The organism is Casimicrobium huifangae, from assembly GCF_009746125.1.
Taxonomy (GTDB): Bacteria; Pseudomonadota; Gammaproteobacteria; order Burkholderiales; family Casimicrobiaceae; genus Casimicrobium; species Casimicrobium huifangae.
The window spans coordinates 2,808,769-2,833,628 of sequence record NZ_CP041352.1 but is presented as its reverse complement, the minus strand read 5'-3'; the positions used below and the strand labels follow the sequence as shown (position 1 = coordinate 2,833,628).

Annotated in this window: 14 protein-coding genes, 4 tRNA genes and 3 rRNA genes; 14 read left to right on the top strand and 7 right to left on the bottom strand. The window is 59.7% G+C overall.

Annotated elements, in window-relative coordinates; all coding sequences use genetic code 11:
• Positions 1-244 precede the first annotated feature (244 nt).
• From FKL89_RS12790 to truB, 12 genes are all read left to right on the top strand, one after another.
• Positions 245-321, top strand: a tRNA-Met gene (locus FKL89_RS12790).
• Positions 322-734: 413 nt separating this feature from the next.
• Positions 735-2,268: ribosomal RNA gene (locus tag FKL89_RS12785) — 16S ribosomal RNA — on the top strand.
• Positions 2,269-2,437: 169 nt separating this feature from the next.
• Positions 2,438-2,513 (top strand) — tRNA-Ala (locus FKL89_RS12780).
• 48 nt (positions 2,514-2,561) lie between these two features.
• Positions 2,562-2,638, top strand: a tRNA-Ile gene (locus tag FKL89_RS12775).
• 314 nt (positions 2,639-2,952) lie between these two features.
• Positions 2,953-5,834 (top strand): 23S ribosomal RNA (locus tag FKL89_RS12770).
• Between the two features lie 164 nt (positions 5,835-5,998).
• Positions 5,999-6,113 (top strand): 5S ribosomal RNA (gene rrf / locus FKL89_RS12765).
• The 16S, 23S and 5S rRNA genes sit together here with 4 tRNA genes alongside, the layout of an rRNA operon.
• Before the next feature lie 101 nt (positions 6,114-6,214).
• A tRNA-Phe gene (locus FKL89_RS12760) sits at positions 6,215-6,290 on the top strand.
• Positions 6,291-6,380: 90 nt separating this feature from the next.
• Entirely contained in the window at positions 6,381-6,833 is a 453-nt protein-coding gene (locus tag FKL89_RS12755) for a ribosome maturation factor RimP (RefSeq protein WP_162527511.1), read from the top strand.
• 12 nt (positions 6,834-6,845) lie between these two features.
• Complete coding sequence (gene nusA, locus FKL89_RS12750) at positions 6,846-8,408, top strand: transcription termination factor NusA (protein WP_156863174.1); 1,563 nt, start codon at positions 6,846-6,848, stop codon at positions 8,406-8,408.
• Between the two features lie 20 nt (positions 8,409-8,428).
• Positions 8,429-11,260, top strand: coding sequence for a translation initiation factor IF-2 (gene infB, locus FKL89_RS12745; RefSeq protein WP_156864688.1), 2,832 nt, complete (start codon positions 8,429-8,431; stop codon positions 11,258-11,260).
• Between the two features lie 4 nt (positions 11,261-11,264).
• Entirely contained in the window at positions 11,265-11,681 is a 417-nt protein-coding gene (rbfA, locus tag FKL89_RS12740; protein WP_156863172.1) for a 30S ribosome-binding factor RbfA, read from the top strand.
• An 8-nt stretch (positions 11,682-11,689) separates the two neighbouring features.
• On the top strand, positions 11,690-12,619 hold the full coding sequence (truB, locus tag FKL89_RS12735; RefSeq protein WP_156863170.1) for a tRNA pseudouridine(55) synthase TruB: 930 nt from the start codon (positions 11,690-11,692) through the stop codon (positions 12,617-12,619).
• 149 nt (positions 12,620-12,768) lie between these two features.
• On the opposite strand, the gene FKL89_RS12730 is transcribed toward truB, so the two are convergent.
• From FKL89_RS12730 to FKL89_RS12705, 6 genes are all read right to left on the bottom strand, one after another.
• Positions 12,769-13,698: a dienelactone hydrolase family protein gene (locus tag FKL89_RS12730; RefSeq protein WP_156863168.1), complete on the bottom strand. Its 930-nt coding sequence runs from the start codon at positions 13,696-13,698 to the stop codon at positions 12,769-12,771.
• 20 nt (positions 13,699-13,718) lie between these two features.
• Positions 13,719-16,112, bottom strand: coding sequence for a glycoside hydrolase family 31 protein (locus FKL89_RS12725; protein WP_156863166.1), 2,394 nt, complete (start codon positions 16,110-16,112; stop codon positions 13,719-13,721).
• Entirely contained in the window at positions 16,112-17,206 is a 1,095-nt protein-coding gene (locus FKL89_RS12720) for an ABC transporter ATP-binding protein (protein ID WP_156863164.1), read from the bottom strand. The genes FKL89_RS12725 and FKL89_RS12720 overlap by 1 nt, the downstream gene beginning before the upstream one ends.
• Positions 17,206-18,255 (bottom strand): carbohydrate ABC transporter permease, encoded by a 1,050-nt coding sequence (locus tag FKL89_RS12715; RefSeq protein WP_156863163.1) that lies wholly within the window; start codon positions 18,253-18,255, stop codon positions 17,206-17,208. Before FKL89_RS12715 ends, FKL89_RS12720 begins: the two co-directional genes overlap by 1 nt.
• The gene (locus tag FKL89_RS12710) at positions 18,252-19,169 is read right to left on the bottom strand and encodes a carbohydrate ABC transporter permease (protein WP_238363352.1); all 918 of its coding nucleotides are present in this window, start codon (positions 19,167-19,169) and stop codon (positions 18,252-18,254) included. Before FKL89_RS12710 ends, FKL89_RS12715 begins: the two co-directional genes overlap by 4 nt.
• 247 nt (positions 19,170-19,416) lie before the next feature.
• Complete coding sequence (locus FKL89_RS12705) at positions 19,417-20,643, bottom strand: ABC transporter substrate-binding protein (RefSeq protein ID WP_156863159.1); 1,227 nt, start codon at positions 20,641-20,643, stop codon at positions 19,417-19,419.
• Positions 20,644-20,915: 272 nt separating this feature from the next.
• On the opposite strand from FKL89_RS12705, the gene gltX reads away from it, so the two are divergent.
• Together gltX and FKL89_RS12695 are read left to right on the top strand one after the other, a co-directional pair.
• Positions 20,916-22,352 carry a glutamate--tRNA ligase gene (gene gltX / locus FKL89_RS12700; protein ID WP_156863157.1) on the top strand — a complete coding sequence of 479 codons (1,437 nt, stop codon included), beginning with the start codon at positions 20,916-20,918 and terminating at the stop codon, positions 22,350-22,352.
• 51 nt (positions 22,353-22,403) lie between these two features.
• On the top strand, positions 22,404-23,195 hold the full coding sequence (locus FKL89_RS12695; protein WP_156863155.1) for a DsbC family protein: 792 nt from the start codon (positions 22,404-22,406) through the stop codon (positions 23,193-23,195).
• A gap of 446 nt (positions 23,196-23,641) precedes the next feature.
• Here the strand turns inward: FKL89_RS12695 and FKL89_RS12690 are convergent, their stop codons facing one another.
• Positions 23,642-24,649: an XdhC family protein gene (locus FKL89_RS12690; protein WP_156863153.1), complete on the bottom strand. Its 1,008-nt coding sequence runs from the start codon at positions 24,647-24,649 to the stop codon at positions 23,642-23,644.
• Positions 24,650-24,860 lie beyond the last annotated feature (211 nt).

Here is a 24,860-nt window from a genome sequence, read left to right as displayed (position 1 = left end):
CTCAATTTCTCATTTTTTTCACAAACTGTTGTGAGTATTGGGTTGGCGGGTGATGTTGCTTAAGGAATGGGCGGTGGAATGCTTAAGAGTTAGGCAAAAAGAGGGGGTAAAGAGGGGTTTTTGGGTGAGATGGGGTTGCAAAGGGTTTTTAGCTGTGCCATAATTTCTGTCTTCGCTGATCGAACGCAACGCAGCAAATAACGACGAGTTAGTTGTGCTGAGTTTGAAAGGCAGAAGCCGCAGGCGCGGGGTGGAGCAGTCTGGCAGCTCGTCGGGCTCATAACCCGAAGGTCGAAGGTTCAAATCCTTCCCCCGCAACCAGTTCAGGTCTGACAAAGATTTGGAAATGGTTGCGAAGTCTGTGAAACAAAGACTTGCTTGATGTGGCGTAAGCGCGTTGAGTAAGTTGAGAGAAATAATTTGCGAGGCATTAGAATAGATGCCCCGGAAATGATTTCTCTCGAAAAAGCCGGAAGGCAGATTCGGGAAAGCCTCGAAAGAGGTGAATGGAGAAATCGCTGCTCTTTAAGAATTGAGACAACCGAAACGTGTAGGTACTTCGGAGAATAGCCAGCCGCTCTAGGGTTTGGCGAGCTTCAGAGGTGCATGCACGGATGGGGAGATGTTCTTCTCTGATTGATCCAGGCTTTGCTAAGCCGCCAAAGGTCAGTTAAGGGAGGGATGTCGAAGAACCGTTCAGTGTAATTTTGAGTATTGTGAAATTAGCAGTGATTGAACTGAAGAGTTTGATCCTGGCTCAGATTGAACGCTGGCGGCATGCTTTACACATGCAAGTCGAACGGCAGCGCGGGGGCAACCCTGGCGGCGAGTGGCGAACGGGTGAGTAATGCATCGGAACGTATCCTGTAATGGGGGATAACGTAGCGAAAGTTACGCTAATACCGCATACGCTCGAGAGAGGAAAGTGGGGGATCGCAAGACCTCACGTTATAGGAGCGGCCGATGTCCGATTAGCTAGTTGGTGGGGTAAAGGCCTACCAAGGCGACGATCGGTAGCTGGTCTGAGAGGATGATCAGCCACACTGGGACTGAGACACGGCCCAGACTCCTACGGGAGGCAGCAGTGGGGAATTTTGGACAATGGGCGAAAGCCTGATCCAGCCATGCCGCGTGCGGGAAGAAGGCCTTCGGGTTGTAAACCGCTTTAGTCCGGGAAAAAGGGGTGCGAGGATAATACCCTCGTGCTTTGATGGTACTGGAAGAATAAGCACCGGCTAACTACGTGCCAGCAGCCGCGGTAATACGTAGGGTGCGAGCGTTAATCGGAATTACTGGGCGTAAAGCGTGCGCAGGCGGTCTTGTAAGACAGTCGTGAAAGCCCCGGGCTTAACCTGGGAACTGCGATTGTGACTGCAAGGCTAGAGTGTGTCAGAGGGGGGTGGAATTCCACGTGTAGCAGTGAAATGCGTAGAGATGTGGAGGAACACCGATGGCGAAGGCAGCCCCCTGGGATAACACTGACGCTCATGCACGAAAGCGTGGGGAGCAAACAGGATTAGATACCCTGGTAGTCCACGCCCTAAACGATGTCAACTGGTTGTTGGAAGGGTAACCTTTTAGTAACGAAGCTAACGCGTGAAGTTGACCGCCTGGGGAGTACGGTCGCAAGATTAAAACTCAAAGGAATTGACGGGGACCCGCACAAGCGGTGGATGATGTGGTTTAATTCGATGCAACGCGAAAAACCTTACCTACACTTGACATGCCAGAAATCCTGCAGAGATGTGGGAGTGCCGCAAGGAATCTGGGCACAGGTGCTGCATGGCTGTCGTCAGCTCGTGTCGTGAGATGTTGGGTTAAGTCCCGCAACGAGCGCAACCCTTGTCACTAGTTGCTACATTTAGTTGGGCACTCTAGTGAGACTGCCGGTGACAAACCGGAGGAAGGTGGGGATGACGTCAAGTCCTCATGGCCCTTATGTGTAGGGCTACACACGTCATACAATGGTCGGTACAGAGGGTTGCCAACCCGCGAGGGGGAGCTAATCTCACAAAGCCGATCGTAGTCCGGATCGCAGTCTGCAACTCGACTGCGTGAAGTCGGAATCGCTAGTAATCGTGGATCAGCATGTCACGGTGAATACGTTCCCGGGTCTTGTACACACCGCCCGTCACACCATGGGAGTGGAATCCGCCAGAAGTAGTTAGCCTAACCGCAAGGAGGGCGATTACCACGGTAGGTTTCATGACTGGGGTGAAGTCGTAACAAGGTAGCCGTATCGGAAGGTGCGGCTGGATCACCTCCTTTCTAGAGAACGCGCCTCGAAGACGTGTTTGATGGTCGAAAGACTCTCAGCATGATCTTCCGAAGTGCCTGCACTCGTTTCGGTTGTCTGAACATAAAGAGACACAACCTGTTGCGCTTTGCGCTGCTGGCTGGCTGACAAGCTGGTTTCGGCGGGCGTAAAGCGGCAAGCGGGGGATTAGCTCAGCTGGGAGAGCACCTGCTTTGCAAGCAGGGGGTCGTCGGTTCGATCCCGTCATCCTCCACCACTTTCGATGAGTTGCGCCAGATGGGTGCCGCTGATTAAAAGTTTCGGAGGGTCTTTAGCTCAGCTGGTTAGAGCACCGTCTTGATAAGGCGGGGGTCGATGGTTCGAGTCCATCAAGACCCACCATTCAAATATCGCGGGTTGTGGTCAGGTGCATAGGCATCAGCAATAAAAGTTGTTCAAGCGCTTATTGCTGATGGCTATCCAATCGGTAGTCTCTGTTCTTTAAAAATCTGGAAGAAGTTTGTTCACGCTCATTGATGAGATGAGATGTGGACATGGGTTTAGATTGTATTTTTGGTGTTCCGATACCGGCCGCTTCCGTTGGTCGGGTTGAAGGTTCGGGGCATCAAGTTCTCATACACACCTGTGACGCGGTGCTGTTGTTTGAGTTAACGCCGAAAGGAGTTGACTCAGGTGATGGTGTTTGAGCGTTATAGGATCAAGTGACCAAGCGCACATGGCGGATGCCTTGGCGGCAACAGGCGATGAAAGACGTGTAAGCCTGCGATAAGTCTCGGGGAGCTGGCAATAGAGCTTTGATCCGGGAATTTCTGAATGGGGAAACCCACCCGCAAGGGTACTCCCTGCTGAATACATAGGCAGGGTAGAGCGAACGCAGTGAATTGAAACATCTCAGTAGCTGCAGGAAAAGACATCAACCGAGATTCCCAAAGTAGTGGCGAGCGAAATGGGAAGAGCCTTCACGATTTAGCTGTTGACATAACCAAACGGTCTGGAAAGTCCGACGATACTGGGTGATAGTCCCGTAGGTGAAATGTTGGCGGTGGAACTAGGCGTGAGAGAAGTAGGGCGGGACACGTGAAATCCTGTCTGAAGATGGGGGGACCATCCTCCAAGGCTAAATACTCGTTGCCGACCGATAGCGAACTAGTACTGTGAAGGAAAGGTGAAAAGAACCCCGGGAGGGGAGTGAAATAGATCCTGAAACCGTGTGCGTACAAACAGTCGGAGCTCGAAAGAGTGACGGCGTACCTTTTGTATAATGGGTCAGCGACTTACGTTCAGTTGCGAGCTTAACCGAATAGGGTAGGCGTAGGGAAACCGAGTCTGATAAGGGCGTTTAGTAGCTGGGCGTAGACCCGAAACCGGATGATCTAGTCATGGCCAGGATGAAGGTGGGGTAACACCTACTGGAGGTCCGAACCGACTGTTGTTGCAAAAACAGCGGATGAGTTGTGACTAGGGGTGAAAGGCTAAACAAATCCGGAGATAGCTGGTTCTCCTCGAAAACTATTGAGGTAGTGCCTCGTGTATATCCACTGGGGGTAGAGCACTGTAATGGCTAGGGGGACATGTAGTCTTACCAAACCATAGCAAACTCCGAATACCAGTGAGAGTGAGCACGGGAGACAGTCCTCGGGTGCTAACGTCCGAGGGCAAGAGGGAAACAACCCAGACCGCCAGCTAAGGTCCCCAAGATATGGCTAAGTGGGAAACGAAGTGGGAAGGCATAGACAGTCAGGATGTTGGCTTAGAAGCAGCCATCATTTAAAGAAAGCGTAATAGCTCACTGATCGAGTCGTCCTGCGCGGAAGATGTAACGGGGCTCAAGCCATACACCGAAGCTGCGGATCGTAGCAATACGATGGTAGAGGAGCGTTCTGTAAGCCTGTGAAGGTGTCTCGTAAGGGATGCTGGAGGTATCAGAAGTGCGAATGCTGACATGAGTAGCGTTAAAACGGGTGAAAAGCCCGTTCGCCGAAAACCCAAGGTTTCCTGCGCAACGTTCATCGGCGCAGGGTGAGTCGGCCCCTAAGGCGAGGCAGAGATGCGTAGTCGATGGGAAGCTGGTTAATATTCCAGCACCGATTGTTGATGCGATGGGGGGACGGAGAAAGCTAACCGAGCTGAGTGTTGGATTACTCAGTGAAAGCCTGTAGACGTGCTGCTTAGGTAAATCCGGGCGGCTTAGTTGAGGGGTGAGACGAAACGCTCTTCGGAGTGCCAAGTCGGCGATGCTCTGCTTCCAAGAAAAGCCTCTAAGCTTCAGTCAACAATTGACCGTACCGCAAACCGACACTGGTGGGTAGGATGAAAATTCTAAGGCGCTTGAGAGAACTCTGGAGAAGGAACTCGGCAAATTGATACCGTAACTTCGGGAGAAGGTATGCCCTGGTAGATTGTAGGAGTACATCCGAAGGTCGAGAGGGTCGCAGAGAATCGGTGGCTGCAACTGTTTACCAAAAACACAGGACTCTGCTAACACGAAAGTGGATGTATAGGGTCTGACGCCTGCCCGGTGCTGGAAGATTAAATGATGGGGTGCAAGCTCTTGATTGAAGTCCCAGTAAACGGCGGCCGTAACTATAACGGTCCTAAGGTAGCGAAATTCCTTGTCGGGTAAGTTCCGACCCGCACGAATGGCGTAATGATGGCCACACTGTCTCCTCCAGAGACTCAGCGAAGTTGAAGTGTTTGTGATGATGCAATCTCCCCGCGGCAAGACGGAAAGACCCCATGAACCTTTACTGTAGCTTTGCATGGGACTGTGACGATGTTTGTGTAGGATAGCTGGGAGGCTTTGAAACCGGGACGCTAGTTTCGGTGGAGCCAACGTTGAAATACCAGCCTGATGGCGTTGCGGTTCTAACCTGGCCCCCTGAATCGGGGGTGGGGACAGTGCATGGTGGGCAGTTTGACTGGGGCGGTCTCCTCCTAAAAGGTAACGGAGGAGCTCGAAGGTGCGCTCAGCGCGGTCGGAAATCGCGCTACTGGAGTGTAATGGCACAAGCGCGCTTGACTGCGAGACTGACAAGTCGAGCAGGTACGAAAGTAGGACATAGTGATCCGGTGGTTCTGTATGGAAGGGCCATCGCTCAACGGACAAAAGGTACTCTGGGGATAACAGGCTGATACCGCCCAAGAGTTCATATCGACGGCGGTGTTTGGCACCTCGATGTCGGCTCATCTCATCCTGGGGCTGTAGCCGGTCCCAAGGGTATGGCTGTTCGCCATTTAAAGAGGTACGTGAGCTGGGTTCAAAACGTCGTGAGACAGTTTGGTCCCTATCTGCCGTGGGCGCTGGAAATTTGACGGGGCCTGTTCCTAGTACGAGAGGACCGGAATGGACGTACCGCTGGTGTACCTGTTGTTTCGCCAGAAGCATCGCAGGGTAGCTATGTACGGAAGAGATAACCGCTGAAAGCATCTAAGCGGGAAACTCGCCCGAAGATTAGATTTCCCCGGGGGCTCGACCCCCCTGAAGAGCCGTTCAAGACCAGGACGTTGATAGGTCAGGTGTGGAAGCGCAGTAATGCGTTGAGCTAACTGATACTAATTACTCGTGCGGCTTGATCCTATAACTCACAAATATCAAAACCCGAATGAGCAGCAATGCTTGTCCGGACAACTCGCACCGCAAGTCAATCAACCGGTGTGACAGAGAGTCAGTCTCAACCCAAAACTTCTTCCAGCGCGTCGCAACAACGATTCAACCCGTTGCCGCGCCGCGTACCCTTTTAGTTTGACGCCCATAGCTAACTGGTCCCACCCCTTCCCATCCCGAACAGGACCGTGAAACAGTTCGGCGCCAATGATAGTCAGCCTTATAGCTCGCGAAAGTAGGTCAGCGTCAAACTACCCCCACACAACAACGCCCCTCCCCTCCACGGTGGGGCGTTCGTCTATCCGCCGATGACTCGTTAGTGTGCTGTCGGCAATTGATACAATTAAAAATTCGGCCAAGTAGCTCAGTTGGTAGAGCAGCGGATTGAAAATCCGCGTGTCGGTGGTTCGATTCCGCCCTTGGCCACCACTTCCCCGTGCGGGGAAGCGCTTGCGTAATTCCCAAGCGCATTTTTCGCCGGTGTATTCATGGAAATGGGCTTAGGCCCATTTTTTTTTGGTGACGACGCAAGCACAATCACTAATCGCTGAACTACTCTCTGCCAATGGGTACGAACTCATCGAGGTGGAGTATGTTGCTGCGCGTGAACTCTATCGCGTCTTTATTGATCGACCAGACAGTCGCCGGGGCTTGGATCGAATTGCAGTCGAGGATTGCGCGACGGTTTCTGATCTGGTGCAGGATGCGCTCATGGCCGCCAATGTGCCCTACGAGCATCTCGAGGTTTCGTCTCCAGGTATTGATCGCGCACTGACTTGCCCCGGGCATTTTGAGCGATTTGCCGGAGAAACCATAAAGCTCACTATCGCACCACCCTATGACGGGCTTAGAAAACTCGCGGGTGTGCTCAGTGGTTTCGAACATGATCATGTCGTTGTCGCCGTGGATGGCGTCACTCACCGAATTCCTTACGAAAACGTCGCGCGTGCTCGCGTTGTGCCGCAGTACTAGCTGGAGAAAACTATGAATCGCGAAATCCTCGTTCTTGCAGATGCGCTGGCACGCGAAAAGAGCGTCCCTAAAGAAATCATCTTCCAGGCACTGGAGCAGGCCTTGGCGTCCGCCACCAAGCGCCTGAACAAGGAACGCATTGAAGCGCGCGTCGAGATTGATCGAGAAACCGGAGACTACAAGTCGTTCCGTCGCTGGTTGATCGTTCCGGACGAGGAATTCGTCGATCCCGACAATCAGATGATGCTGCGTGAGGCGCACGAATTCGACACCAGCAAGCAGATGGGTGAGTATGTCGAAGAATCGCTGGAGCCGATTCCGTTCGGTCGCATCGGGGCGCAGGCCGCCAAACAGGTAATTCTGCAGAAGGTGCGCGACGCCGAGCGCGAGCAAGTACTGGAGGAATTCCTGTCCCGCAATGACCAACTCATCAACGGGACGGTACGGCGAATTGATCGTGGCAATGTAATTGTTGAGTCCGGTCGTGTCGAAGGCGTCATCCCGCGCGACCAGCTGATTTCCAAGGAAAACTTCCGCGTGGGCGATCGGGTGCGAGCTTATGTGCTTCGTGTTGATCGGCAGGCGCGTGGCCCGCAGCTGATTCTTTCCCGGACTGCACCGCAATTCGTGGCCGCGCTGTTTGAGCTCGAAGTGCCGGAAATCGAAGAAGGCGTCATCGAAATCAAGGCCGTTGCCCGTGATCCTGGCCTGCGTGCAAAGATCGCCGTAAAGTCGAACGATCCGCGCCTTGACCCGCAGGGCACCTGCATTGGCATGCGCGGTTCGCGTGTCAATTCGGTCACCAATGAACTGGCCGGCGAACGCATCGACATCATCCTGTATGCCGAAGACACGGCCCAGTTCGTCATCAACGCGTTGGCTCCGGCACAGATCACCAGCATCGTCGTCGACGAAGAGCGGCATGCAATGGACGTCGTGGTCAACGAAGACAACCTTGCACTGGCAATTGGCAAGGGCGGTCAGAACGTACGTCTTGCATCCGAGCTGACGGGTTGGCAGCTCAATCTGATGAGCGAGGAGCAGTCAGCCAACAAGGCTGAAGCAGAGGCAGTCCGGCTGCGCAACGCCTTCATGGAAAAGCTCGACGTCGATGAGGAAGTGGCGCAGATCCTCGTTGACGAGGGCTTTTCAACCGTCGAGGAGGTGGCCTATGTACCCCTCGGCGAGTTGCAGGCGATCGAAGCTTTTGATGACGACACCGTCCAGGAATTGCGCACCCGCGCGCGCAACGCTGCACTGACGGAAGAAATTGCCAAGGAAGAAGTGCTCGAGAACGCGGCGGACGACCTCAAGACCCTGGAAGGTGTCGACACCGAACTGTTGATGAAGCTGTCACGATTTGGCATCACCACGCGCGACGCGCTGGCTGATCTCGCATCAGATGAGCTATGCGCGATTCGCGTGCTTCCGGAAGAGCGCGCGCGCGCGTTGATCGACAATGACTTCGCCGACTTGACCGACGAAGAGCGCCAGCAAATGAGCCGCTCTGACGCCAAGGCAGCAACACAACTGATTGCCCGTGCTCGCGAATCCTGGTTCGCGGCAGCGCAGTAGAAATCGGGGGCCGCTTGAGTATCACGAAAACCACAGTTACCGAGTTTGCGACCGAGCTGAATCTCAGCCCGGCAGCTTTGCTAAAGCAGCTCACTGCAGCCGGCGTTGCCGCCTCCAGTGCCGACGCGCCACTTTCTGCCAGCGACAAGGGCAAATTGCTCGACTATCTGCGCAAACAGCACGGGGCCGCTGATGAAAGCGCCGGCAAGCGCATCACGCTGACGCGCAAGTCGACGACCGAGTTGCGAACTGCCGATGCGTCGGGCAAATCACGCACCGTACAGGTTGAAGTTCGCAAGAAGCGCGTGCTCGTCACCCGAGCCTCCGAGGCACCGGCGCCAGCCGTTGCCGCGCAACCCGCCGTGGCTGTGCTGTCGGCGGAGGAGGTCGCTGCCCGCGAGGCAGAAGCAGCGCGGGACGCTGCGTTGCGCGAGGCGCAAGAACGCAGCCAGCTCGAAAAGCAGGCACGCGAAGCCGCACGTTCTGCGCCAAAAGCCGCCACGGCTGAGGTTGCTGCTGAGGCAGAAAGCGCAGCAACCGAGGCCGTCACGGAGCCCGCAGAGCCGGTGCCGACGCCCGCGCCGGTGGTAGCAGCGCCAGCGCCGGTGATTGGCGAAGCAGTGACGCGGGTTGTCGCCAGCAAGCCGGAGAGCGCGCCGAGCGCCCAGCCGGTGGCTGCAGCTCCCGCCAAAGCGGTTGCGGCTCCGGTCGCATCGCCCCCACCGTCGGTAGCCAGTGCTGCGACGGAGGCGCCGCGGCCCCGAATCGGCGAGCGCGTGGATTTGACGCCGCTGCCGCCCAAGCCCAAGTCAACTGAGAACACGCTGCATCGTCCAGCCAAACCGACGACGGCCAAGCCTGGCGCCAAGGATGCACCGGCTTCGGGCGGTGCACGTCCCGGCAGCAAGGCCGGCGACAAGAAGTCGCCTGCCTGGCAGGAAGATGCGGCGCGCAAGAAGGTCATGAAGGGGCGCGACGCTGCGCCTGAGGCCGGTGCAGCAGACGGCTGGAAGTCCGGTGCGCGCGGCAAGTCACATGGTGGCAAGCGTGGTTCCGACGGTGGCCGACAGCAGATGGTTGAGCAACCGGATGCAACGCCGCGCGAGATTGTGGTGCCGGAGACCATCACCGTCGCCGAACTCGCTCACAAGATGTCCATCAAGGCCGCCGAACTTATCAAGAACATGATGAAGATGGGCCAGATGGTCACCATCAATCAGGTGCTCGATCGTGACACGGCGATGATTCTCGTCGAGGAGATGGGCCGCACCGCTGTGGCCGCCAAGGACGACGATCCCGATGCAGCGCTGACCGAACACGTCGGCGACGGCGATGCCAAGCTTGAGGTGCGACCGCCGGTCGTTACCATCATGGGCCACGTCGACCACGGCAAGACCTCGCTGCTCGACAAGATCCGGAGTGCCCGCGTCGCCAGCGGCGAAGCCGGCGGCATCACGCAGCACATTGGCGCCTATCACGTGACGACGCCGCGCGGCGTCATCACCTTCCTCGACACGCCGGGCCACGAGGCGTTTACCGCCATGCGTGCGCGCGGTGCCAAGGTTACTGACATCGTGATCCTGGTGGTCGCGGCCGACGACGGTGTGATGCCTCAGACGAAGGAGGCTATCTCGCATGCCAAGGCTGCGAACGTGCCGATGATCGTCGCCATCAACAAGATCGACAAGCCGGGGGCCAACCCCGACCGTGTCAAGCAGGAACTCGTCACCGAAGGCGTCGTGCCCGAGGAATACGGCGGCGAGGCGATCTTCGTGCCGGTGTCCGCACTCACTGGCCAGGGCATCGACACGCTGCTCGAAACCATCCTGCTGCAGGCCGAAGTGCTCGAACTTCGCGCACCGGTCGATGCGCCGGCGCGTGGCCTGGTCATCGAGGCCCGCCTCGACAAGGGCAAGGGCCCGGTCGCGACGGTGCTTGTTACGAGCGGCACACTCAAGCGCGGCGACATGGTGCTGGCGGGCTCGGTGTTTGGCCGTGTACGCGCGATGAACGACGAGGACGGCAAGAACGCCACTTCGGCCGGTCCGGCGATTCCGGTCGAGATTCAGGGCCTGTCCGACGTGCCTTCGGCCGGTGACGACATCCTGGTGCTCGGCGACGAGCGCAAGGCGCGCGAGATCGCACTGTTCCGTCAGGGCAAGTTCCGCGACGTCAAGCTGGCCAAGCAGCAGGCCGCCAAGCTCGAAAACGCGTTCGCCAACATGGGCGAGACGGCCGCCAAGCTGCTGCCGCTGATCATCAAGTCGGATGTGCAGGGCTCGTACGAAGGTCTGGCACACGCGCTCGGCAAACTGTCTACCGACGAAGTACGTGTGCAGATCGTGCATAGCGCAGTGGGTGCCATCACCGAGAGCGACATCAACCTCGCCGTGGCTTCCAAGGCTATCGTGATCGGCTTCAACGTGCGTGCCGATGCGGCCGCGCGCAAGCTGTCCGAGGCCGAAGGCGTGCAGATTCGTTATTACGACATCATCTACGAAGCGGTTGATGACGTGAAGAACGCGCTGTCCGGCATGCTGGCGCCCGAACAGAAGGAAAGCACCCTCGGCCTCGTCGAAATCCGCCAGGTGTTCCGCATCTCGAAAGTTGGTGCGGTGGCCGGTTGCTACGTGCTTGAAGGTATCGTCAAGCGCGGATCGCTGGTCCGTCTGCTGCGCGACAACGTGGTGGTCTGGAGCGGCGAGCTCGATTCGCTCAAACGCTTCAAGGACGACGTGAAGGAAGTGAAGGAAGGCTACGAATGCGGTCTTTCGCTCAAGAACTACAACGAAATCCAGGAAGGCGACCGCCTCGAGATCTACGAGATCGTCGAAGTGTCGCGTACGCTGTAACGGAATGAAGCAGGGCTTTTCCCCGCGCGCGTTGAGAATCTCCGAGCAGATCCAGCGCGAGCTCGCACAGATGCTCGCGCTTGAGGTCAAGGACCCGCGTGTGAAAGGTGTGACCATCACTCAGGTGGAGGTCACCGCCGATCTGTCCCACGCGATGGTGCGCTACGTCTGCCACGCCGGTTACGCCGGCCAGGCCGATGCTGACGCGGGCTTCCGCAGTGTCAACGGCTTTCTACGTCACGGCATCGCAGAGCGCCTGTCGATCTTCAAGGCGCCGCAACTGCGCTTCGAGTACGACAAGACGTTTGAAGAAGGCACCCGGCTCTCGGCGCTGATTGATCAGGCCCGCGCCGATGACGCCCGTGTGATTGCGCCGGACTCGCCAGGCGCGATCCCCGGCGCCCCCGAAGCCGACCGTTAGCAGTCGTCATGACACCGCACGGCGTTGCGCTCGTCGACAAGCCGGCGGGTATGTCCTCATTTTCCGTCGTATCCCGCCTGCGTCGAGTCATGCGTCCGCTCGGTGTCAGCAAGGTCGGGCACACCGGCACGTTGGACCCGCTGGCGACCGGCTTGCTGCCGATATGCATCAGCGAGGCCACCAAGTTCGCGCAGCGGCTGCTCGATTCCGACAAGGGCTATCTCGCCACGGTGCAGTTTGGCGCGGCGACCACCACTGGTGATGCCGAGGGTGAAGTCACCCATCGCAGCGATCGCTCTCTGACGGCAAGTGACGTTGCTGCTGCGTTGGCGACCTTCCAGGGGCCTATCCGGCAAAAGCCGCCAGCGTTTTCCGCGCTCAAGATCGCCGGCAAGCCCGCGTACGAGTACGCGCGGGCAGGGCAGTCGGTCGAGATTGCCGAGCGCGAAGTAACGATTCACGCGATCACTTTGTTGGCGTTTGACGAAGCAACGCAACGCGCCGACATCGAGGTGCTGTGCAGCAAAGGCACCTACATCCGTTCGCTGGCGGTCGATCTGGCGGTCGCGCTGGGCTCCGCAGGCCATCTCGCAGCGCTGCGCCGCACGCGCACCGGTGGCTTTAGCCTGTCGGAAGCGCGCCCGCTGGATGCATGGATGGAAGCGAGCGACGAGCAACGGCTGGCGTGGCTGCTGCCAACAGATTCGCTGGTGATTGACCTGCCGCGCATCGACCTCGATACCGCCAACGCGACCAATCTTTGCAACGGCAAACTGGTGGCCCTCAGCAGGGTAGCAAACGCTGATGTGTCTGGCGCCACCGCCGACTCAACGCTTTGCCGCGTTTACACCGGCGACGCGCCCGCCCGATTCATCGGCCTCGGGCGACTCGGTGACAGCGGCATTTTGCGGGTTGAGCGGCTGCTATCGACGAAGTAGCTTTTCCATGAAAGCCTTGATCAAAAAGGGCTCAGTGATGATATTGCGCCGAAGTCGACTTCTGTTACTTCTATGCCTCTAGCCCTTGTTCGGTAAGGGTTTGACAAAAAAGCTGCTTCCGACTTCTTGCCGTCTTCCGCTGACACGCCTTACGCCACAACCCGTCGCAGCCGATTCAGCACGTGGGTGCGCATCGCCGCTGTCTCCTGGTGCCCGCAGTCAAATGCAATCTGGCGCCAATTTTCAGGGGCCTTGAGCGCGGCGTAAGCCTGCTGCATCGACTCGTCGATCATGCGCGCTCCGGTCGGCGGCGTGAGCGGGTCGTCGCGACCGAAGCACGACAGGTGTGCTCGCGGAGCGATCAGCGCGCTGATCTCTGCAGCCGTGAATTCGGCACACAGTCCCGGCACGAAGAAATATTCTCCGTGCAAATCAAAGTTACCGTTGGCGAGCAGCGCTTCATATTCAGCGAGGCAGCACAGATCGATGCACTGCGTGATGCGTTCATTGAGCGCGGCGCACCAGACAGCCATCGTGCTGCCCATCGAGAGCCCGAGCGCGGTGACGGGCAAATTGGCCAACCCCGGTTGCGCCAGCGCCCAGTCGAGCGCCGTGAGGCTGTCATGCACGCGATAGCCCCACAGCGTTTTGCCCTCCCACAACAGGCGCTTGGCCATCGCCCGCTCGCTGTTGCGATTGCGCTCACCGAAGCACCAGTGGTCAATCGCGAGCACCGCGTAACCCATCGCCGGCAACACCTCGCCATACGCCGGTGATAGCAACGCCGGGCGGCCAAGCAGCAGCTCATCCTTGCCCATCGCAAAGCGATTACCATGAGCGTGGCAGTAGAGCACCAGCCCACGCGGTGGAGCATCAAGAGGACGCAGCAGCAGCGCCGGAACTGGCTCGACGTTATTGAGCTTCAACGACCAGTGTTCAACGCGGCATGCGTCTGTGGATTCACGGCGCAGCAATTCGCCCTGGGGCGGGGCTGGCAGGGCCGGGCGCGGCCCGAGCAGCCGCCACAAGTCTGCGCGCCGCTGCGCGGTCGCCAGCGGGTCACCCAGCCACGGCCACATCGCCATTGCGCCAGGCGCGGTCAGCGCACCAGCGCCACACCGCTCGACTGCAGGTGCAGGGGCCGCTGTTCGCTGGCGGGCAACACCACGCGAATCTGGTCATATGGCAACGGCCACTCGCCCGTCTGCGTCAGCGAAATGGTCAACTGATCCTTGTTCGCCGCAGCGCGCAGACCGTGAAGGACGTGGCGATCAGCGGCGTGCGTGGTTTGCAGGCCATCATCCTCAAACAGCAGCGCTTCCGTGGCATCCGTTGCCGTGCCCGCCGAGCCGGCCGGCACTGGCCAATAGTGCAAGGCGCGCGACGGCTCCTCGGTCTTCGCCAGATCGTCCTCGCCGTCGGACATTGGGATCAGTGCTCCGGCCCGCACAAACAGCGGCACCCGATCCAGCGGCGCATCAACGGTGATGGTCTGGCCACCGGGGTAGTACTGCTGCGTCCAGTAGTCGAACCAGCCGGCAGATTCTTTGCTGAGTGGCAGGTAGAGCGTCCGGCTGCGGGCACCATCTTCAAACACCGGCGCGACCAGCAGATAGGGCCCGACCATCATCTCATCGTTGTCACGCCACGTGTTGGCGTCGTCGCCGAAGTCAAAAAACGTTGGCCGCAACACCGGCTGGTGCGCCGTGCTTGCCCGCCACATCAGCGTGTAGAGATACGGCATAAAGCGCAAGCGCAGCCCGATGGCCGCGCGGATCGCTGGCGTGGCGCTCGCATGCAGCCACGGCGAATTGACGCTGCCGTCGGCCTTCCATGAGTTCATGATCATGCGCGGCACCAGGCAGCACGCCTGCGTCCAGCGGATCAGCATTTCCGGGCTCGGCACCGGTCCGGCAAAGCCGCCGATGTCGTGCCCTACGTTGAACATGCCGGAAAGGCTCATGGTCAGCGCCATGCGCTGGTTCCAGCGCATCGTGTGCCAGCTCGTCGTGTTGTCGCCGCTCCAGGTCTGGGCGTAGCGCTGGATGCCCGGCGGGCCGGCGCGGGTGACGGTGTAGACGCGCTCGTTGGGGTTGCTCTCGGCCTGCGCTTCGTACGTGGCCTGCGTCATCAGCAGCGCATGCAGCGAGCGCGAACGATGAATCGGGATTGGCTTCGCGTTGCCCTCACCGCCATCGCCGCCGTGCGACTGGCCGGACTCGCTCCAGATCTCGTACTCGTTGTTGTCATTCCACGCGGTATCAATACCGAAGCCGAGCACTTGCTGTTTGACACCGTTTTGCCACCACTTGCGGTCGGCTGGGCGTGTGAAGTCGAGATGCGCACCCCAGCCGTCCCAGAACTGGTCGAGGCAGGGCTTGCCGGTCGCGCTGTCACGCACAAAACCGCCCGCTGCCTCGATACCGGCATAGGCCGGGTGATCGTTGAGCAGGCAGGGCTTCAGGTTTGCCATCGTGCGCACGCCAGCCGACTTGAACGCTGCGAGCAATCCGCGGGCATCGGGGAATTTGCTGGTGTTCCAGGTGAACACGTAGCGCTGCTTGCCACGGCTGGTATACCCGGAGCCAAAGTGGAAGCTTGATAGCGGGAAGCAGTCACGCTCCGCAAAGCCGAGAAACTCGCGAATTTTGTGCTGGGCGTCCGGAAAGTCAGCGAGCGCCATCGCAGTGTTGGCAAAGCCCAGGGTCCAGCGCGGTGGCAGCGCGGTGCCACCGATCAGCGCGACGAAGCGAGCGAGCGCGGCCGATACATCAGGCCCGGCCAACACGTAGAAGTCGAGGTCGCCGTCGGCAATCTCCGTCGAGCGATAGAAGTCGTGATAGTTGTCGTACTCCTGCCCGAAGTCGAAGGTGCATTCGGCCAGCGTATCGTAGTAGATGCCGTAGGTGCTGCCAGTGTCGGCCCGGCGCCCGAGGAAGAACGGCCAGTGCTTGTAAAGCGGGTCACTGGTCTCGCCGTTGTAGCCGAGCGCGTCGAGCTGCCGTGTGCGCAGGCGGCGGCCGGACTTGTTGAGCGGCCCGGTCTTGTCGCCGAGGCCGAAATACTGGTCTTCAGCGTCGCGTGCCTGCCAGTGCGTGAGCGTGCCTGAGCGCGCTGCGCTGCCGTACGCATAACTCGCGCGGTCGCGACAGCAGACGTGCCAGTTGTCACCGATCTTTTGTTCCCAGTCGATGGCGAAGGGTTCGAGGCGGATGTTCGCTCGGAGTGTTGCGGACTCAGCCGTCGCGCCATCGTTGCTTTGTGCGACTGACGCAATGGATCGTGCGAAAACTTGGGTGCGATCTTGCGCCTTGCCGACGTTAGGGGCAATGGACCATGTCACCGGCTCCCGCAGACCGTCCGGTGCAGTAAACAACACGCGACCCAGCCCATCGGCCACGATGCCAATGCGGCAGTGCCAGCCGCTGTCGAATGTAACCTCAATCCAACCATCCTGCGCGGCCTTCAGGCGCGCTACGCGTAGCGGTGTCATCAGCGCACCGCCTGTTCGTTGCCGTCCGTGGCAAACAACCGGCAGATATCGGGCGCAGCGTAGACCGTAGCGGTTTCGCCGATCTTCGTGCTGACCTGCCCTGCCACCTGCGCCGTGATTCGTGGGCCTTCGGCACCCGCTTTGCCGCCCGGCAATGTGCCGTAGAGCAGGGAATGCCCACCCAGTTGCTCCACGCCAGTGACCGTCATTGGCAACGCGATTGCGCCTTGTGTGGCCTCAAGGGTCAAGTGCTCCGGACGAACGCCGAGCGTGAGTGCGGTGCCCGATGCGGGCTTGCTTTCGGTACGCATTGCAAAGGTCGCGCCGTGGTCGGTCACGATGTTGTCGCCATGCCCCGCTGTGACCGGCACAAAGTTCATCTGTGGCGAGCCGATAAAACCGGCGACAAACTTGTTATCCGGCCGGTTGTAGAGATCGAGCGGCGTGCCAACCTGTTCGATATTGCCGGCGCGCAGCACGACGATTTTGTCGGCCATGGTCATGGCTTCCACCTGATCGTGGGTCACGTAAATCATGGTGGCGCCAAGGCGGCGATGCAGGCCGGTGATTTCGCCACGCATCGATACGCGAAGTTCGGCATCAAGATTCGACAACGGTTCATCAAACAGGAAAATCTTGGGCTCGCGAACGATGGAGCGGCCGATCGCCACGCGCTGACGCTGGCCACCCGAGAGCTGTGTCGGCTTGCGCTCCAGCAAGGTGTCGAGTCGCAACAGCTTCGCCGCCGCATCGACCTTGCTCTTCACCTGATCTTTTGGCGTGCCAATGTTTTCAAGACCAAACGCCATGTTTTGATACACGGTCATGTGCGGGTACAGCGCGTACGACTGGAACACCATGGCGAGCCCGCGGTCCGCCGCACGAATGTCGTTGGCACGTGTGCCGTCGATGAACAGCTCGCCCGACGTGATGTCTTCCAGTCCGCAAATCATGCGCAGCAGTGTCGACTTGCCGCAGCCGGACGGGCCGACGAAGACGACAAATTCGCCGTCATGCACGTCGAGATTGACTCCGCGAATCACCTTCGCGCTGCCGAAGTCTTTGACGACGTTTTTGAGTTGAAGCGAAGCCATTATTTAACCCCTGCGGACGCAATGCCCTGCGTGATGTACTTCTGGAGGAAAGCGAACACGATGGTGATTGGCAGCAGCGTGATCACCGTCATCGCCAGCAGGTAGTTCCACTGCGTGACGAGATCGCCCTGGAACGCGTTGAGTGCCAGTTGCAGCGTGAATTTTTCGTTCTTCGAGAGCACGATCAACGGCCACAGGAAGTCATTCCAGCGCCACATCACCGAGAAGATGGCCAGCACCGCCAGCGCCGGTGCGGCCAGTGGCAGCACGATGCGCCAGTAAATCTGCCACTCGCTCGCGTGATCCATGCGCGCGGCGTCGAGCAGTTCGTCGGGAATCGTGAGCATGTATTGCCGCAACAGGAAGACGCCAGTCGGCGTCGCAATCGCTGGCCAGATGACGCCCCACAAACTGTTGAGCATCCCAAGCTCGGATACCACCAGAAAATTCGGCACCAGCACAATGGCAGGCGGCACCATCAAGGTTCCGAGAATCAGCAGGAATACTGAGGTGCGGCCCTTGAATTTGTATTTCGACAGAGCAAACGCTGCCATCGAGTTGAACAGCAGCGTGAGAATCGTGGCCACCAGCGTGATGAACACGGAGTTCCACAGGTACGTGCCGAACTGGATCTTGCCGCCGAGGTCGGTGTAGTTCTCGGTGGCGAGTTTGAATTCGCGCACTGGCTCGCGGTCTTTCACGTTGACGCGAATCGGTTCGTCCGGTCGTGCCGGGTCAATGTGCGTGGCCATGAGTCCGATGCGGCGCACTTCGGGCAATTCCTTTGTGGTTCCGTCCGGCAGTTTGATGCGGTAGACCGGCTTCATTTTTTCTTCGCCGGGCACCGCCACCGCCTTCTGCCCGTACGGTAGAAACGACGGCGGAAATTCGTTCAGCGCCGCCTCGGTTTTGAATGACGAGCCAACCAGCCAGATCACTGGCCCGAACATCAGGAAGAGGCCCAGCGTCAGGTAGACGTAGGACAGCCAGTCCGTCCAGTCGAGGCTGCGTCCGTTGCGGGTGCGGGTGAGGAACTTGAGTGCCTTCATTTCGCGCGCTCCCCCATTTCGTCAGCCTTCGATAGTCGCAACTGCAACAGCGTCAATGCAACCAGCGCCAGCGCCAGCAACAACGAACCCGCTGCCGCAATGCCGTAGAGCCGCACCGGTTCGACAAAACCGGTGTGATAGATGAACTGCACGATGAAGGTGGTGGCCGAGCCGGGCCCGCCACCGGTGAGCACGAAAACGTCGTCGAATGTCTGCACCGCCTTGATCAGCGCCAGCACCAGCACCACCATCAAGTTCGGCATCAGCAGCGGCAGCGTCACCCGCGTAAGCGAGCGCCAGGGCGAGGCTTTGTCGAGCTGCGCGGCTTCGTATAAGTCCGCTGGAATGGCCTGCAGGCCGGCGAGCAGAATGAGCATGTAAAAGCCCATGTGCGCCCAGATGGATACGAAGGTGACCCAGAAGAACGCCCAGCCCGGTTCCGCGAGCCAGAGCACAGGCGGTGCGTCAACGGCCACCATTGCGGCATTGAGCAGACCATCGCGTTGCAGGATCCATTTCCAGATCAGCGCAACGACGACGGGAGAGAGTAGAACAGGGTAGAAAAACACCCCGCGCCAGAAGCCACGGCCGATGATCTTGCGATTCAGCACCAGCGCGGTGATGAGGCTGAACAGCACCATCAGCGATACCTGGAAGAACGCGTATTTGGCGGTGTTGAAAATGGACCGCCAGAACACGTCCTTGGTGCAACTCGACGGGTCAAGGTATGAGCCGCATTCGAGCAGCGTGGAGAAGTTCTCGACGCCAACACCGGGTCGTTGCAACGGGTAGAGGTTCACGCCGCCGGTGAACGCGTAGTAGATGTTGATTGCGATCGGCACGAAAGTGAACAGCAGGATCACGATCACGTTCGGTGCCAGAAAGAACCACGGCGTACCGGGTCTGGTTTTCATGATTTGATCCTTACGTCTTTTGGCCGGATCGCCCATTTAATTGGGCCTGAACCGCGAAAACGGCTAAAGTCGACTTTGTGGCTTATCGTGCGCTACGCCCATCTTGAATGAGGCATTTAGTAAAAAGCTGCACTACGTTTACTGGCGAACTGCGGCGCTGATCGCTGCGGCGCGTGTTGAGCACAACGGCTCAACACTTTTTTGACGCAGACAGGCAGGGGTGGTGGGCCGAAGCCCACCCTGCACACTACTTCGCCGCTGCCTTCACCTGCTCGTCTAGATCCGACGCCAGGCGCTTGAGCGCATCATCAACGGTGATCTCGCCAGCGATGGCTTGACCCAGACGTGCCGCCGTCGGCTGGAACACCGCGCGATTCAGGCGATAGCCCTGCAAATCGAAGTTCGGCTTGAGAATCTTGCCAACATCGCCCACGAACGTGTTCAGCGCAGCCTTCGCCAACGGTGACACGTTGTAAGTCACGCCCGCTTTTGCCACACCCAGATGTGCCGGAATATTTTCCGTTTTCGCCATCATTTCTGCGTAATTCGCGTCCGTCGCCAGGAAGTCGAGGAATTTCGCCACTTCGGCCGGCGCCTTGGTGCGCTTCAGTCCCACGTAGGCCGCACCACCGGGCATGGCCGTGCAACCCGCCGGGCCGCAGGGTGCCGGCGCCACCGCCCAGTCAAACGACTTGGTGACGTTTTTGTCCATGCGGTTCACCTGCCACGAGCCGGAGTAATACAGCACGATACGGCCGTTGGCGAACTCTTCAAACGCGTCGCGATAGGCAGAGCCGCCGAGGCCGCCCCACACTTCTTTCGGCATCAGGCCCGACTTGTGCCAACCCACGAACTTGTTCGCGGCCAGCTTGAAGCCGTCGTCAATCACCGGGCCGCCCTTGGCGTCGAAATATTTGGAACCGTAGGCGACAGCCAGCGGTGCGAAGCGATGACCCGTGCGATCCATGGCGGCCGCGAACGGCGTCTTGGTCGCATCGGCCACTTTTTTCGCGGCGGCCATCCAGTCATCCCACGTTGCGGTGGCTGGCGGCATCGGCACTTTGGCCTGTTCAAACAGCGTCTTGTTCACATACAGACCAGTGACCGTCAATTGCGACATCAGACCGTAGATGCCCTTGTCGGTCGGGCCGGCGCGGAACCAGCTGAGCGTGGACGCGAAATTGTCCTGCCATGCCTTCTGTCGCGCCGCACTCAGGTGTGGCGTGAGGTCAAGGTAATACTTGTTCAGGCCACCGAGATCGGTGACGCGCGCGATATCCGGGCCTTCGCCGGCGGCAAGCTGCACCGGCAGCGTTTCGACGACGGCCTTGTAAGGCACTTTGTCGATGATGATTTTGGTGCCAGGGTTGGCGGCCTCGAAGCGCTTGGCGATTTCGCCGGTCACTTCGCACTCATTGCCATCGGAATAGCACTGCACGCGCAGATCCGCAGCATGAGCGGTCAGCATGGACATGGCCACAAGTGCCGTCGTCACTGCAGTCAGGCGCGTAGCACGCAAACGTACATTCTTCACAACACAGTCCTCCTCAAAACGTCAGTTCTCAACAGTATCAAATTGCCGGCGACAAACTAACTGGCGACGTAATCGCCGGAATGATAAGTCATATAGATGATATATATGATTACGGGTTTTCCCGTAATTCGCCTGCGTGGCGCCCAATTGCGATTTGCGCCGATCGTCCAGGGCAATGGCTCGCGACAATGGCGTGCCAATAAAATTGGATGATGACTGACCGTAAAACTGATACCGGACCCCGCGCCCCGATTCGCACGCGCTTCGCGCCTTCACCCACCGGCACCCTGCACCTCGGCAACATCCGCACTGCGCTGTTTGCGTGGGCCTATGCCCGCCATCACAACGGCCAGTTTGTGCTGCGGATCGAGGACACCGATCTCGAGCGCTCCAGCGAATCCAGCGCCGACGGTATCCTGCGCGACATGGCCTGGCTGGGCCTGGATATCGACGAAGGCCCCTTCTATCAAATGCAGCGCATGCCGCGCTACCGCGAGGTGGTGGCGCAGATGCTGGCCGACGGCCGTGCCTACCACTGCTACATGAGTGTGGAGGAGCTTGATGCCCTGCGCGAAAAGCAGAAGGCCAACAACGAAAAGCCGCGCTACAACGGGCACTGGCGGCCGGAGAACGTGGCGAAGCAAGGCCTCACGCCGCCGCCCGGTGTGCTGCCGGTGATCCGCTTCCGCAACCCGGACGACGGCGTGGTGGCGTGGGACGACGCGGTGAAGGGCCGCATCGAGATCGCCAACAGCGAGCTCGACGATCTGGTGATCGCGCGGCAGGCGCCGGTGGGCGAGGTCGGTGTGCCGACGTACAACTTCTGCGTGGTGGTGGACGACATCGACATGCAGATCAGCCACGTCATCCGTGGCGATGGACACGTGATGAACACGCCGCGGCAGATCAACATCTTCCGCGCGCTTGGCAAGGAGCCGCCGGTGTTCGGCCACACCCCGACGGTGCTCGGCAACGACGGCGAAAAGCTCTCCAAGCGCCACGGTGCGACCGGGCTCAACGAATACGCCGCCAACGGTTATCTGCCCGAGGCGATCATCAACGGCCTCGCGCGCCTCGGCTGGTCGCACGGCAACGACGAAATCTTTACGCCGCAGCAACTGGTTGAATGGTTCAACCTTGAGTCACTGACGCCGTCACCTGCACGCTTCGACGCTGAAAAGTTCGAATGGCTGAACGGCGAGCACGTCAAGCGATTGCCGGTGGACGTGCTGGCCGCAAAACTCGAACCGTTCCTGCGCGAGCAGGGCTACGATTTGAATGTCGGGCCGAGCGCGCTCGCCGTCGCCGAGCTGCTGCGCGAACGCGCCCCCACCCTGCGCAAGATGGCGGAACTGGCCCACTTTTGCTATCACGCTGTCACGCCCGACGCTGCGCTGCTGGCGCAACATCTGACCGACGCGAACAAACCGGCGATTGCCTGGGTCAAAGAGCAGCTCGCGGTGACGGAATGGGCCAAACCCGCACTGGCTGCGATCCTGAAAGAAGCACAAGCGAAGTTTGCGCTCAAAACGCCGCAGGTAATGATGCCGCTGCGCGTGCTGCTCACGGGTGTCGCGCAGGCGCCGGCGGTGGACGCGCTGATGCTCACGCTCGGGCGCGAGAAGACGTTGCAGCGGATCACCGTCTAGTTTGTGGTTTCATTACGCATAGATTGCGACGAAAGTTTTTTGGAGTAAGTCATGATGTTTGCCTCCCGCCTTGCGGCGCGTTTTGCCGGTGTTGCCACCGCGCTTGTGCTGGTCGCGTTGCCCGCCCTCGCGCAGACCCCCGCCGGCACGGTCGCTCCGGCCGTCGCCGACAACATCCGCAAGGTGCTCGGCCCCAAGATCAACGGTGGTGGCAAGATCGACGCCATCCGCCCGGCGCCGATGGCCGGGCTGTACGAGGTGCAGATCGGCACCGACGTGCTCTACGTGAACGAGACGGCGAACTTCCTCTTCCAGGGCTCGCTGGTTGATCTAGACAAGGGGCGTGACCTCACCCGCGAGCGCAAGGAGGCGCTGGTCGCCGAGATGGAAGCGAAGGTAATGCCGGCGCTCTGGTCTGGCGAATCGCTCAACGATGCGGTGAAGCTGGTGAAGGGCAAGGGCACTCGCAAGGTCGTCGTGTTTGAAGACCCGTATTGCGGCTATTGCAAAAAGCTGCGCCAGAGCTTCGCCGAGATGGACGACATCACCGTCTACACCTTCATGGTGGCGCAGTTGAGCCAGGATTCCGCCCCCAAGGCGCGCGACCTCTGGTGTTCGGCCGACCGCATCAAGGCCTACGACGACTGGATGCTGCGCAGCAAAGCCCCAGCCGCAGCGGACAAAGCCTGCGCCGACCCGACGCAGCGCGTCGCCGGCCTCGCCAAACGCCTCGGCGTCGGCCCGGTGCCGCACGTCGTATTTGCTGATGGCAGTAAGAACGTCGGCTACATGCCGTCCGCCGATCTCGGCAAGAAGCTCGGCACGGTCAAGGCGACGTTCTAGGCGCAGCGGCAGTAGGGCGGCACGCTAGCGGTGCCGCCGAACGCGGTGGCTTACCGCGCCCCGTGACCGATCAGCCTGCGGCAACGACACAAGGCGGGACCGCAAGCGTCCCGCCCTACGATCATTTGTCATTCCGGCGAAGGCGGGAATCCAGACCGTGAGGCCGCCAGACTCATGTGACGGTACGCAAGCGCAGGCACTTCGGTCTGGTTTTTTGCTTGCGCAGCGCGCACAAGTGTGCACCTACGGGGCGTGCGATCGGGTGGTCATGTCGTAGGGCGGCACGCTAGCGGTGCCGCCGAAAGCAGTGGCGCAACGCGCCCATCGGCTGACAGGCCTGCGGCAACGACACGAGGCGGGACCGCGAGCGTCCCGCCCTACGATTTACCTCGTGTTCGTAATCCGTTCGTGGTGAGCTTGTCGAACCACCACGTCGAACGGAGCACCTACAGCGCACACCCCGCCGAAGTGGTTGCCGCCGCCGGCACTTCGCTCTTGCTGCGCGTCATCGTCACGCCGCGTTTCATCGCCGTCATTTCGGCGAGGATGGAGATGGCGATTTCGCTTGGCGTCTTGGCGCCGATGTCGAGGCCGACCGGGCCGCGCAGCTTGGTCAGCTCCTCGGCCGTCACGTCAAACTCCAGCAGCCGCTCGCGGCGCTTGTCGTTGTTGCGCCTCGAACCCAGTGCGCCCACGTAGAACGCCGGTGACTTGAGCGCCTCCATCAACGCCAGATCGTCCAGCTTCGGGTCGTGCGTCAGCGCCACCACCGCGCTGTTGCGATCCAGATTCATCGCGATTACCGTGTCGTCCGGCATCTCTTTGGTCATGGTCACCTGCGGAAGATCGTGCCATTGCTCCTGATACTCGTCGCGCGGGTCGCACACCGTCACCTGATAGTCGAGCGGGATCGCCATCGTCGCCAGATACTTCGAGAGCTGGCCGGCGCCGATGATCAGCAGCCGGTAGCGCGGGCCGTGAATGGTGGTGAGCGTGTTGCCGTCAAAGGCCAGCACGTCGGCGCCGGTGGCATCGGCGCGGTGGGTGACGGCGGTGGCCAGGTTCAGTGTGCGCTTCACAATGCGATGCGCCTCCAGATCGGCGAGCAGGCCGCGAATATCGCTCTGCGGCGTCAGCGGCTCCAGCACCATCTCCACCGTGCCGCCGCAGGGCAGGCCAAACTGATGCGCCTGATCGGCTGACACACCGTAGCGAACACTCTCCGGCAGCCGCGCGGCGAGCTTGCCGTCCTTCACCTTGGCGATCAGGTCATCCTCAATGCAGCCGCCCGACACCGAGCCAATCACCTGCCCGTCATCACGAATCGCCATCATCGCGCCAATCGGCCGCGGCGCGCTGCCCCAGGTGCGCACCACCGTGCCCAGCGTCGCCCGGCGACCACTGTCAGTCCAGGCGAGGGCGGTTTTGAGAACGTCGAGGTCGAGGTTGTCCATGATCGTGTTGTCAAAGGTTGCGGTTTGTCGAAGCAGGGGGCGGTCTATCAGTCCGTTCGTGGTGAGCGATTCTTCCCGTTCGTGGTGAGCTTGTCGAACCACGAGCGGCACCGCCACGATATCGTGGCGATACGACTAGCGAATCTTACGCTGGGTGCGAGCTGAATGCAGGTTGCGTGCCGACCGGCGTTCGCCGAGAGAGTCGGCTGGG

Coding starts and splice junctions, on each gene's coding strand:
- nusA (WP_156863174.1), top strand. CDS start 6,846: ATGAATCGCGAAATCCTCGTTCTTGCAGATGCGCTGGCACGCGAAAAG.
- rbfA (WP_156863172.1), top strand. CDS start 11,265: ATGAAGCAGGGCTTTTCCCCGCGCGCGTTGAGAATCTCCGAGCAGATC.
- truB (WP_156863170.1), top strand. CDS start 11,690: ATGACACCGCACGGCGTTGCGCTCGTCGACAAGCCGGCGGGTATGTCC.
- FKL89_RS12730 (WP_156863168.1), bottom strand. CDS start 13,698: ATGTGGCCGTGGCTGGGTGACCCGCTGGCGACCGCGCAGCGGCGCGCA.
- FKL89_RS12725 (WP_156863166.1), bottom strand. CDS start 16,112: ATGACACCGCTACGCGTAGCGCGCCTGAAGGCCGCGCAGGATGGTTGG.
- FKL89_RS12720 (WP_156863164.1), bottom strand. CDS start 17,206: ATGGCTTCGCTTCAACTCAAAAACGTCGTCAAAGACTTCGGCAGCGCG.
- FKL89_RS12715 (WP_156863163.1), bottom strand. CDS start 18,255: ATGAAGGCACTCAAGTTCCTCACCCGCACCCGCAACGGACGCAGCCTC.
- FKL89_RS12710 (WP_238363352.1), bottom strand. CDS start 19,169: ATGAAAACCAGACCCGGTACGCCGTGGTTCTTTCTGGCACCGAACGTG.
- FKL89_RS12705 (WP_156863159.1), bottom strand. CDS start 20,643: ATGTCCATGCTGACCGCTCATGCTGCGGATCTGCGCGTGCAGTGCTAT.
- gltX (WP_156863157.1), top strand. CDS start 20,916: ATGACTGACCGTAAAACTGATACCGGACCCCGCGCCCCGATTCGCACG.
- FKL89_RS12695 (WP_156863155.1), top strand. CDS start 22,404: ATGATGTTTGCCTCCCGCCTTGCGGCGCGTTTTGCCGGTGTTGCCACC.
- FKL89_RS12690 (WP_156863153.1), bottom strand. CDS start 24,649: ATGGACAACCTCGACCTCGACGTTCTCAAAACCGCCCTCGCCTGGACT.